This is a genomic window from Tardiphaga sp., from assembly GCF_044340795.1.
Lineage (GTDB): Bacteria > Pseudomonadota > Alphaproteobacteria > Rhizobiales > Xanthobacteraceae > Tardiphaga.
Genome location: NZ_JBIISY010000194.1, coordinates 1 through 11,077 on the forward strand (window position 1 = coordinate 1; position 11,077 = coordinate 11,077).

Sequence of the window (11,077 nt, forward strand, 5' to 3'; positions counted from 1 at the left end):
CCTTCCGCTTTTTTCAGCCGTAATTGGCGCCACACCATGCTCGTCAGCATTCCGCGCGTGAAGAACGTACTTCAACAATTCATCGGTGGACCTAAAGTTCTTGACCTGATCGGACCACCCCTTTTCTGGTCCGGCCTTGCTGGCAATACTGAGCTGCGTGAAACAGCGATGATGATGCACGAGAAAGTCAGACCACCGCGCAGCTAGCTCGTGGATTGTGTTTGCCGCCCTCAAATGGTCTAGCGCCGACGCGGCGCGTTCGACCTGGCTTGCGAAGCGTTCGTATGCAGATTTGTCCATGCGTCCCCCGCCTCGATAGGTTCACGAGGAGAGCGATTCTGGCAAGGCAACTCTAGCGCTAAAAAAAACGGCGTCACTGCCGTCGCTCCCGCGATCGGTCGAAGCTGTTGTCGAGGCGCGTCGGGATATAATTTCTGTAGACATGAGCCTGATGCCGCATCACCACCCGCATCTGCGGCGGCGGCACCGTCTTCACGAGCAAGTTGTAATATTCCAGCGCATGCGCGAAGCGGCGAAATCGCGCCACGATGATGCCGTGCCGGTTGTCGTCGTCGGAGATCTCGACGAAAAAATACGGCGCCACACCGTCTTCGATCATCGGGATCAGGTCATATGTGGGGAAGCCGCCCATGCCTGCAAAAAGCACGGGCCGCGAACAAAAGTCTCACGTGAGACAAAATTAATAGTCTCGCGTTCACGGTCCGATCTCACGGCAGAACAGCCAAGCCGTTGAGGGCTTTTGATAATTCTGGAACGCGCCTTGTCTCTGCCGTTATCGGCGTGTTAACCGGAGGCGATTGCGCGGCCATTCCCCTACAATGTCGCGAGCCTGATTCTCGGTTGAGCGCCGCTGCATGTTCCGAACCCTCACTATCGCCGGATTTGCGGCCCTTCTGGCTGCGACATCGCTGTCCACCGCTCCGGTGCAGGCGCAATTCGGCCCGTTGTTCGGCGATCCGCCGCCGCGCCCGCCGGGCAGTGTGCCGCGTGGCCAGCAACAGCAGCTGCCGCCACCGCAGATGGAAGACGACGAGGACGTGCCCGAGCTGCCGCAGGGCCGCCTGCTGCCGGCACGTCCGGCCCCGGGCATGGGCGCTCCGCCGCCCGGTGCCGTACAGTCGCAGCCGCTGGCCCCGCCGCCGGGCAGCAACACCACCACCATTCCGCAGAACGGTCCGCAGCCGCAGCCGGCACCGGGCCAACCGCCGCAGCAGCCGGGCGTCGCCAATGCGCCGCCACCGGGCGCGCCCAACCCGAACGCCAAGCAGGCGCCGAAAAACGCCCCGCCACCGGCTGCCACGCTGCAGCCGGGCGACGAGGTGGTGATCGAGCCGCCGACGCAGAAGATCGCCAACAAGAAGGCGACGTTCTCCGGCCTCGACAAGATCACCGGCCGCATCATCAATTTCGATTCCGATATCGGTGAGACCGTGCAGTTCGGCGCGCTGCGCGTGAAGACGGACGCCTGCTACACGCGTCCGGCCACCGAGGCCGCCAATACCGACGCCTTCGTCGAAGTGGACGAGATCACCCTGCAGGGCGAGGTAAAGCGCATCTTCTCCGGCTGGATGTTCGCGGCCAGCCCCGGCCTGCACGGCGTCGAGCATCCGATCTACGATATCTGGCTGACCGACTGTAAGCAGCCCGAAGTGGTCGCGAACCAGCAGCAGGACACCCGTCCGGCGCCCGCCGCGGCGCAGAAGCGCCAGCCGCCGCCGAGGCAGCAGGCACCCCGCCCGCAGCCGCAACAGCAGTTGCAGCCGCCGCCGGGCTTCCCGGCGTTCAGGCAGTAAGAGACTGCTCGACGGCTACTTGTCGCCGAGCACGTCGCCCATCAGCACCCAGGACTTGCCGTCGAACCGTGCCATCTGCATCTGCCGGATGGCGATGACATTGCTCTTGTCGGTGTGCACATTGATGCCCGGCAGCAGCATCGGCAGGTCGAGATGATCGAGTGAGGTGGCCTGCTGGATGATGCAGTCGCGCGTCACCGTGTCCTTGCAGGCGGCGATCACCTTCTCCATCACCTGCGCCACCGTATAGCCCTGCACGTTGAAGAGATCGCCGGTCGACGCATCCGGCTGATATTTCTTCATCCAGGCGTGCCAGTCCTTCATGCCGGGATCGTCTTTCCAGCGGGGATCGTTGGGATCTTTCAGATAGAGCCCGGTGACCACGCCGGTCGAGTTCTCCAGCCCCGCAGGCTCCAGCACGGCGCCGAACGAGTTCGAGACCGACGGCAGGATGATCAGCGGCTTCCAGCCCATGCTCGCGGCTTTCTTGATGGCCTGCGCGGCGAATTTCGGCGTCGCTTCCGCGAAGAAGACGTCGGCGCCGCTGTCGCGCATCAGCACCATCTGCGAGTCGATGGTCGGATCGGTGGTGAGGTAGGTGGTCTGCGAGACGAGCTGGTTTACATGCTCACCGAGACCATCCTTGAAGCCCTTCAGATAATCCTTCCCCGCATCCTCATTGGGAATGATGATCGCGATCCTGGCGTCCGGCTTGGTGTTCAGGATGTATTGCGCGTAGATGCGGCCTTCCTGCTCATAGGTCGGGTTGAAGCCCACGGTCCACGGAAAGTGTTCGGGATCGTTCCAGCGCGTCGCACCGGATGAGACGAAGAGCTGCGGCACCTTCTTGATGTTGAGATATTTCTGTACGGCGATGTTCGGCGCGGTGCCGACTGAAGAGAACAATGCAAGCACCTCGTCCTGCTCGACGAGACGTCGTGTCTGTTCGACCGTCTTTGCCGGTGCATAGCCATCGTCCAGGGTGATGAAATCGACCTTGCGGCCATTGATGCCGCCTTTGTCGTTCAGCATCTGGAAATAGGCGGCCTCGGCGCGTCCGATGGTGCCATAGGCGGAAGCGGGACCGCTATATGGCGCGGTATTGCCGATCTTGATGCTGCCGTCGGAGGCATGCGCAGAAGCAAGGGGAATGAGGGCTGCAAGCAGAGTGAAGGCGCAAAGCGCGCGGCCACGTCGCATGACGTTCTCCCGTTTTGTTTTTGTTGGCCGGGAGTGTGCGCGCAGATCGGACGTGGTGACAGGCGCAGCAGCGAATATCAGACCCGCAGCGAGGGCGTTGCTGCATCGCGGCCGCTGATGATCTCCAGGACATCTGCGCCTGATGTAACGAGGGGCAGCGCCTCGAAATCCGCGACGTCATCCAGCGCAGCATCGAGCAGGAGCCGATAGCGATCGCGCGGCACTTCGATCGCGCCAAAACTGCGCAGGTGATCCGTCACATATTGCGTATCGAGCAGGCCGTAGCCGCCGGCGATGAGCCGCGCCACCAGATGCACCAGCGCGACCTTGGAGGCATCACGCGCATGATGGAACATGCTCTCGCCGAAAAACGCGCGGCCGAGCGACACGCCATACAGGCCGCCGACCAGATCATCGTTTTCCCACACCTCGACACTGTGCGCATGCCCCATCTCATGGAGCGCGCCGTAGAGATCGCGGATGCGCTTGTTGATCCAGGTGTCCTCACGATCGGGCTTTGGCGCCGCGCATTCCGACATCACGCGCTTGAAGGCGCGATCGACGCTCACGGAGAACTGATCGGACCGTACCGTGCGCGCGAGACGCGAACTGATGCGAAAGCCATCGAGCGGGATGACGCCGCGGATTTCCGGCTCGACCCAGAAAAGGCCGGGATCATCAGCGCTTTCCGACATCGGGAAGATGCCGCAGGCGTAAGCGCGCAGCAGCAGTTCGGGCGTGACGTCGGATGAGGCGGAGTCGCGTGAGCTCATATCGATAGGCTAACAGAATAGGGCGATAGGCGCGACCGTCTTGCTTGTCGCGGCATCCGGCCTAACCTGCGGGAACGGATGGGAGACCTGCATCATGACGGATCATCGCATCGTCGTTGTCGGCGCCGGATTTGGCGGCCTCGAGACCGTATATCGGCTGCGCGGCGTCAATGCCCGCATCACGCTGGTGGATCGCCGCAACCATCATCTGTTCCAGCCTCTGCTGTATCAGGTCGCGACAGCCTCGCTGGCCACCTCCGAGATTGCCTGGCCGATCCGCTATCTGCTGCGCGGGCGCAAGGACGTCACCACGTTGCTCGGTACGGTGATCGGTGTGGACCCCGTCGCGAAGCGTGTGCAACTCGATGACGGGCAGGCGCTGCCTTACGATACGCTGGTGCTCGCCACCGGCGCCGGCCATGCCTATTTCGGCCATGACGAATGGGAGCCGTTTGCGCCCGGCCTCAAGACGCTCGAAGACGCCACCACCATTCGCCGCCGCATCCTCACGGCCTTCGAGCGTGCCGAGGCCACCAGCGATGCAGGCGAGCGTGCGGCACTGCTGAATTTCGTCGTGATCGGCGCCGGCCCGACCGGGGTGGAGCTTGCCGGCACCATCGCCGAAATGGCGCGTTCGACCTTGCCGGATGACTTCCGCAACATCGACACCCGCAAGGCGCGCGTGGTGCTGGTCGAAGCCGGATCACGCGTGCTCTCAAATTTCCCGGAAGACCTGTCCGCCTATGCGCAGCGCTCGCTGGAAAAGCTCGGTGTCGAAGTGGCGCTCGGGCGTGCCGTCTCCGAATGCAGCGCCGAGGGCGTGGTCTATGGCGACACCCGCTTGCCGGCACGGACGATCATCTGGGCCGCCGGCGTACGTGCGTCACCCGCAGCGGAATGGCTCGGCGTCGCCGCCGATCGTGCCGGCCGCTTGCAGGTCAATCCCGATCTCACGGTGCCCGGTCATCCCGACATCTTCGCCGTCGGCGACACCGTGAACATTGCGGCGCCCGATGGCTCGCCGGTCCCAGGTATCGCACCGGCCGCGAAGCAGGAAGGGCGCTACGTCGCCAATGCCATCAAGCAACGCCTGCGCGGCGAGACACCCGCGCCGTTCCGCTATCGGCACGACGGCAGCCTTGCGCAGATCGGCAAGCATCTCGCAGTGATCGATTTTGGCCGTTTCAGGCTGCGCGGCGCGCTGGCGTGGTGGATCTGGGGCATCGCCCACATCTATTTCCTGATCGGCCTGCGCAACCGGCTCGCCGTCGCCCTGAACTGGCTGTGGATCCATACGCTCGACCAGCGCGGCGCGCGGTTGATCACGCAGGGGCGTGCGGTGCTGGATCGTGTCAGGAAACGCGGGATGGACGAGGCGGCCTAGCAGTTACTTGGCCGCGTTCACCGCCAGTTTCGGCGCCGTCTTCGCCACCGCGCTGAAGCGCAGGATGACGCGGGTGCCGGTGTGGTCGGGATCGCGCTCGACGGTGGCGTCGAGCTTGTTGGCCATGGCGCTGACAATGCGCTGGCCCATGCCGGTGGAGCGCGGATCGGCCTTCACGTTGAGGCCGACGCCGTCATCGGTGACGGACAATTCGAGATCGTCGCCCGAACCGTTCAGCACCACATGGATCGGCCCGGCGCCGTCGGGATAGGCGTATTTGACGGCATTCATCACCAGTTCGTTGACGATGATGCCGATCGCCACCGCGCGATCCGGGTCGATCTCGATCAACTCGGCCTTCAGCGTCAGCCGTGACATGCGATTGCCCTCGGCAGAGCGGCGCAGGTCTTCGAGCAGGGCTTCGAGATACTGGTTCAGCAGCACGCTGTTGAGGTCGTGCGAGGTGTAGAGGCGACGATGCACCTGGGCGACGGCAGCAACGCGGCCCATCGCATTGGTGAGCGCGACCTTCACATCGTCCTCGCGTGCAGAACTCGCCTGCAGATGCAGCAGCGAGGCGATGATCTGCAGCGAATTGCCGACGCGATGATTAACCTCGCGCAGCAGCACTTCGCGCTCGGCAGCAAGCGCCGCATAGCGGTCGCGCGAGGCATGGACTTCGGCCTCGGCGTCGTCGCGCGCCTTCATGATCTTGGCCTGCCGGATCGCCGTGTCGCAGGCCACGGTCAGCAGCGGGATGAAATCGCCCGACGTGTCCTTGACGAGATAGTCGGCTGCACCGGCCTTCAGCGCAGTGACGGCGATCTTGCTGTCCTGCGATGCCGTCACGAACACGACCGGCGGCGGCGAGGGCAGGTTCTGGATCAGGTCCAGCACTTCGAGCCCGTCGAGGCCCGGCATATACTGATCCAGTGCGATGACATCGACACCGCCCGCCTTGATACGCGCAATGCCGGCTTCGCCATTGTCGCAATGTTCGACCAGATAACCCTGTCGCTTCAGGCCACGCTCCACCAGCCGCGCGAGACCCGCGTCGTCGTCGATATACAGCAGCGTGGGCGTGGCAGTCGTGGTCATGGAGCGGCTTGCGGTACCTGGATCACAGAGAAAAACAGACCGAGCTGGCGGATCGCGTTGGCGAAGTTTTCGTAGTTCACCGGCTTGGTGATGTAGACGTTACATCCCAGCTCGTAGCAGCGCTTGATTTCCTGCGCGTCGTCGGTGGTGGTCAGGACCACGACCGGCGCATATTTGAGATATTCGTTCTCTTTGACCCGGCGCAGGATATCGATGCCGGTCATATCGGGCAGATTGAGATCGAGCAGGATCAGCAGGGCGTCACCCTTGTGGGTTGTGCCCTTGCCATCCGGCCCGAACAGATAGGCGAGGGCCTCTGTACCGTTGGTGAACGGCTTGATCTCATTGTTGACACCTGAGCGCCGGATATTGCGCTCAATCAGACGGGCATGACCCTCGTCGTCCTCGATCATGATGATGGTGACGGGACTGCTCATGATGCTTCGTTCCTGCTCTTGCCCGTCCATCTGGCGGGCAAAGTGACGGTGAAAGTGCTGCCATTGCCGAGTTCTGACGACACCGACATGGTGCCGCCCAGCCGGCGCACAAGGGCGCGCACATGCGCCAATCCAATACCTTGGCCGGGCCTGTCCTGTGTACCCGCCCGGCGGAAAAGATCAAATATCCGCTGATGATCCTTGGGATCGATGCCGCGGCCATTGTCGATCACCTCGAAAATGGCAAAGCCCATCTTGGTGCGGCCCTTGATCCGGATATCGCCGGGGACGCCGGTTTTCAGATATTTCAGCGCATTGTCGATCAGGTTGCCGAAGATCTGTTCCATTGCCAGGCGGTCGCTGACGATGTCGGGCAGCGGCTCCACATGGATCGAGGTTTCTGTCTCGGACGCCTGATGCGCCACCGTGGAGGCGATGTTCTCGATCAGCTCGCGTGTATCAATTTTGACCGGCTTGAATTCGCGCCGGCCCTCGCGGGTCAGGTTGAGGATGGCGCTGATCAGCCGGTCCATCTTGCCGATCGACGACTTGATGAAGCCGAGCGCCTCGCTGAAGTCGGATGACAGCTGCTTGTCCTCGGCGGGAAGTGCCGGCTCGGGCAGGTTGCCGTCGGTGTCGGGGACGACCGGTTCTTCATTGGCCAGCGTGGCAATGCGGCGGAAGATGTCGCCGCGCAATTCTTCGAGCTCGCTGGTGAAGCCCATGATGTTCACCAGTGGCGAGCGCAGGTCGTGGCTCACGATATAGGCGAAGCGCTGGATTTCCTCATTGGCCTCGCGCAGGTCCGCGGTACGCTCCTGCACGGTGGTTTCGAGGTTGAGGTTGCTGTCGCGCAGCTTGGCTTCGGCCTCGTCGCGGGCATTCGACGACTGCCGCACCAGGAAAACCGATGCGGCGGCGAACAGCACGACGAGGGCCGAACCGGCGATCGTGATGAGGGAGGCCCATTGCTGGCTCTCGTCCGCGGTTTTGGTGCGTTCGACGAACAGGCGGCCTTCCTCGGCCCGCATGGCGCGGGTGATGTCGGCAATGGCCTGCACGGCTTCATTGGCACCGCCGCGGCGCAGGATCTCGATGCTGGTCTGGACTTCGTTGTTCTTGATGCGATCGATGCCGCGGCCGAATTCGGCGAGGCGCTGTTCAACTGCAGCGCGCAGCTTGGCGGTGTTGGCGATCTGGGCCGGATTGTCGTTGGCCAGCTTCACCAGCCTGTCCACTGCCGGCATGATGGCCGCGGAAGAGGCCTCGTATTCGGTGAGGAATTGCGGGCCTGCCGACAGGAGATAGGCGCGTGTCGCGCTTTCGGTGCGGCGGATTTCCAGCAGCAGGTTGGAAATCTGGTTCTGGACCTCGACCGTATGGGTGACCCAGCGGGAATCATCACGGGCGCGATTGACCAGGATCACGGACGCGGCGCTGATGGCGACGAGCACCAGCAGCCCGGCCGAAAGCAAGGCGATTTGCCAAAATGCGCGTTTGCGAGCCGCGTCAGCAGTCACAGCGGGCTCGCAACAGTTTTTGCAGGAATTTCAACACATCCCCCGGGGAACCGGGAGTTCCCGGTACCCCACAAACGCCGAACATACGAATTGGTTCCATCGGCGTTCGAAGATTCTCATAGCCCGTTATTTGGCGGCTTTGCCGGCCAGATACTGCTCGAGCCAGTGAATGTGGTAATCGCCCTCGATCATGTCCTGCTCACGGGCAAGCTTCCGGAACAACGGCAGGGTGGTCTCGACGCCGTCCACCACGATCTCGTCCAGCGCGCGGCGCAGCCGCATCAGGCATTCCGGCCGGTTCTTGCCGTGCACAATCAGCTTGCCCACCAGCGAGTCGTAATATGGCGGGATGCGGTAGCCCTGATAGACGGCGCTATCGATGCGGACGCCGAGGCCGCCCGGCGGGTGATACTGGGTGATCGTGCCGGGCGAGGGCCGGAAGGTCTCCGGATTCTCCGCATTGATGCGGCACTCGATGGCGTGGCCGATGATGTTCACCTCGTCCTGGGTACAGGGCAGGTCACCGCCGGCGGCGATGCGGATCTGCTCCAGCACGAGGTCGATATCGGTGATCATCTCGGTGACGGGATGCTCCACCTGGATGCGGGTGTTCATTTCGATGAAATAGAACTCGCCGTCCTCATAGAGGAATTCGATGGTGCCGACGCCGAGATATTTCATCTCCTGCATCGCCTTGGCGCAAATGCCGCCGATCTTGTCGCGCGCTTCCTTGGAGAGGATCGGCGACGGGCCTTCTTCCCAGACCTTCTGGTGGCGGCGCTGCAGCGAGCAGTCACGCTCGCCGAGATGCAGCGCGCCGCCGCGGCCATCGCCCAGCACCTGGATTTCGATGTGGCGCGGTTTGGTCAGGTATTTTTCGAGATAGACCGAGGCGTCGCCGAAGGCCGCCTTGGCTTCGGTCGCGGCGGTCGAGAGCGCTATCTCCAGATCGGCTTCGGTCTGCGCGACCTTCATGCCGCGGCCACCGCCGCCAGCTGCCGCCTTCACCAGCACGGGGAAGCCGATCTCGCGGGCGATCGCCATCGCATCGTCATCGGGGCCGACACCGCCATCCGAGCCCGGCACCACGGGGATGCCGAGGCGCTTCGCGGTCTTCTTGGCTTCGATCTTGTCGCCCATGGTGCGGATATGCTCCGCCTTGGGACCGATGAATGCCAGATTGTGGTCGGCGAGGATCTCGGCGAAGCGCGCGTTCTCCGACAGGAAGCCATAGCCCGGATGCACCGCGTCGGCGCCGGTGATTTCGGCAGCCGCGAGCAGCGACGGGATATGCAGATAGCTGTCCTTCGACGCCGGAGGGCCGATGCACACACTCTCGTCGGCGAGGCGCACATGCATGGCATCGGCGTCGGCGGTGGAGTGCACGGCCACGGTCGCGATGCCGAGCTCCTTGCAGGCGCGCAAGATGCGAAGTGCGATCTCGCCGCGATTGGCGATCAGGATTTTCTCGAACATGGCGTTCCGTCGTCTGAGGTCGTGAAGTCGTTATTCGATGATGACGAGCGGTTCGCCGTATTCGACGGGCGCGCCGTCTTCGACCAGGATCTGGGTCACGGTGCCGGCACGCGGCGCCGGGATCTGGTTCATGGTCTTCATCGCTTCGATGATGATCAGGGTCTGGCCGGCCGAGACCTTGGTGCCGACGCTGACAAAGGGCGGCTTGCCGGGCTCCGGCGCCACATAGGCGGTGCCGACCATGGGCGAGGGCACGACACCCGGATGCTTGCTGTAGTCCGGGCCCGACGGCGCAGCGGGAGCGGCGGCGACCGCCGAGACGGCCACCGGCGCAGGCGCTGCAGCGACCGGTGCAGGCGCGTAGACCGGCGCAGCGGCGGTGGTCACATGGACTTCGCGGGCGACGCGGACATGCAGGCCCGAACGCTCGACTTCGATCTCGGTGAGATTGGTCTCGTTCAGCAGCTGCGCGAGTTCGCGGATGAAGGCGCTGTCGGCGGAAGCGGCTGGGGCAGCTGCAACTTTCGGGGCGACTGCTTTCGGGGCGGCTTTGGCAGGAGGCTTACGGGCCATGGGCAATCCGATACTTGAAGGAGTGGGTTTGAATCAGGTGAGCGGGGTCTTGCCGAGCTTGGCGGCGAGACCGGAGATCGCGAGGCGATAGCCCTCGATGCCGAAGCCGCACAGGCTGGCAAAGGCGGCGCGGGCCGTGAAGGAGTGATGGCGAAAATCTTCGCGGGTGTAGACGTTGCTGATGTGGACTTCGACCGTCGGCACTTTCACGCCGACCAGCGCGTCATGGATCGCGATCGAGGTGTGAGAATAGGCGCCGGCATTGATGATGATGCCCACCGCCTTGGTGCGCGCCTCATGGATGTGGTTGACCAGTTCGCCCTCGACATTCGACTGCCGGCAATCGACGGTGAAGCCATATTGCGCAGCCGCCTTCGCGCACAGCGCCTCGACATCGGCGAGGGTGGCGTGCCCATAGGTCTCCGGCTCCCGGATCCCCAGCAGGTTGAGGTTGGGGCCGTTGAGAACAAAGATGGTGTTGGCGGCGGAATTGGCCATCGGGGATCCCGGACAGGCGACAGGGCGCAAAAGCGCGGTTCTGCCGGGGGTTATAGGTAACCTCGGCGGGCAAAGGAAGCCTGTCAGGTCCCGGTTCCCCCAGCCAAATACCTTGGCCGGTTGATAAAATGCCCAATGGAACCAGCCAATTGGCGCTTTAACCACCGCAAGACCCGTAACGCGGAAATACCGGCCAGCCGGCGTACGAGGCGCGACTCAGGGCGGTCACAACGACAGCGGGCGGGTTCCGAAGAACCCGCCCGCGCCGCTGGTCTGATGGTCCCGCTTACGCGTCGATGACCGC

Annotated in this window: 12 protein-coding genes; 3 read left to right on the forward strand and 9 right to left on the reverse strand. The window is 63.4% G+C overall.

From position 1 onward, the window contains the following. Positions 1-207: hypothetical protein (locus ACIQ17_RS24790; RefSeq protein ID WP_398471918.1), on the forward strand; the 207-nt coding region annotated here is incomplete at its 5' end. Between the two features lie 166 nt (positions 208-373). On the opposite strand, the gene ACIQ17_RS24795 is transcribed toward ACIQ17_RS24790, so the two are convergent. Further along, positions 374-619, reverse strand: coding sequence for a hypothetical protein (locus ACIQ17_RS24795; protein ID WP_398471919.1), 246 nt, complete (start codon positions 617-619; stop codon positions 374-376). Between the two features lie 256 nt (positions 620-875). Here ACIQ17_RS24795 and ACIQ17_RS24800 point away from each other — a divergent pair, with 256 nt between their 5' ends. Further along, positions 876-1,814, forward strand: a complete 939-nt coding sequence (locus ACIQ17_RS24800) for a DUF2155 domain-containing protein (RefSeq protein WP_398471921.1) — start codon at positions 876-878, stop codon at positions 1,812-1,814. A gap of 15 nt (positions 1,815-1,829) precedes the next feature. On the opposite strand, the gene ACIQ17_RS24805 is transcribed toward ACIQ17_RS24800, so the two are convergent. Next, positions 1,830-3,014, reverse strand: coding sequence for an ABC transporter substrate-binding protein (locus tag ACIQ17_RS24805; RefSeq protein WP_398471922.1), 1,185 nt, complete (start codon positions 3,012-3,014; stop codon positions 1,830-1,832). A gap of 77 nt (positions 3,015-3,091) precedes the next feature. Then, entirely contained in the window at positions 3,092-3,787 is a 696-nt protein-coding gene (gene aat / locus ACIQ17_RS24810; protein WP_398471923.1) for a leucyl/phenylalanyl-tRNA--protein transferase, read from the reverse strand. A gap of 94 nt (positions 3,788-3,881) precedes the next feature. Here aat and ACIQ17_RS24815 point away from each other — a divergent pair, with 94 nt between their 5' ends. Beyond that, positions 3,882-5,171, forward strand: a complete 1,290-nt coding sequence (locus ACIQ17_RS24815) for an NAD(P)/FAD-dependent oxidoreductase (protein WP_398471924.1) — start codon at positions 3,882-3,884, stop codon at positions 5,169-5,171. A 3-nt stretch (positions 5,172-5,174) separates the two neighbouring features. Here the strand turns inward: ACIQ17_RS24815 and ACIQ17_RS24820 are convergent, their stop codons facing one another. The 6 genes from ACIQ17_RS24820 to aroQ all read right to left on the reverse strand — a co-directional run bounded on the left by ACIQ17_RS24820 (position 5,175) and on the right by aroQ (position 10,773). Further along, positions 5,175-6,269: a sensor histidine kinase gene (locus ACIQ17_RS24820; protein WP_398471925.1), complete on the reverse strand. Its 1,095-nt coding sequence runs from the start codon at positions 6,267-6,269 to the stop codon at positions 5,175-5,177. Beyond that, on the reverse strand, positions 6,266-6,706 hold the full coding sequence (locus ACIQ17_RS24825) for a response regulator (RefSeq protein WP_398471926.1): 441 nt from the start codon (positions 6,704-6,706) through the stop codon (positions 6,266-6,268). Before ACIQ17_RS24825 ends, ACIQ17_RS24820 begins: the two co-directional genes overlap by 4 nt. Then, a complete protein-coding gene (locus ACIQ17_RS24830; protein ID WP_398471927.1) occupies positions 6,703-8,226 on the reverse strand; it encodes a CHASE3 domain-containing protein in 1,524 nt (507 codons plus the stop codon). The genes ACIQ17_RS24825 and ACIQ17_RS24830 overlap by 4 nt, the downstream gene beginning before the upstream one ends. 126 nt (positions 8,227-8,352) lie before the next feature. Then, positions 8,353-9,702, reverse strand: a complete 1,350-nt coding sequence (accC, locus tag ACIQ17_RS24835; protein ID WP_398471929.1) for an acetyl-CoA carboxylase biotin carboxylase subunit — start codon at positions 9,700-9,702, stop codon at positions 8,353-8,355. 30 nt (positions 9,703-9,732) lie between these two features. After that, a complete protein-coding gene (gene accB / locus ACIQ17_RS24840) occupies positions 9,733-10,275 on the reverse strand; it encodes an acetyl-CoA carboxylase biotin carboxyl carrier protein (RefSeq protein ID WP_398471930.1) in 543 nt (180 codons plus the stop codon). Positions 10,276-10,308: 33 nt separating this feature from the next. Next, positions 10,309-10,773 carry a type II 3-dehydroquinate dehydratase gene (aroQ, locus tag ACIQ17_RS24845; RefSeq protein WP_398471931.1) on the reverse strand — a complete coding sequence of 155 codons (465 nt, stop codon included), beginning with the start codon at positions 10,771-10,773 and terminating at the stop codon, positions 10,309-10,311. Positions 10,774-11,077 lie beyond the last annotated feature (304 nt).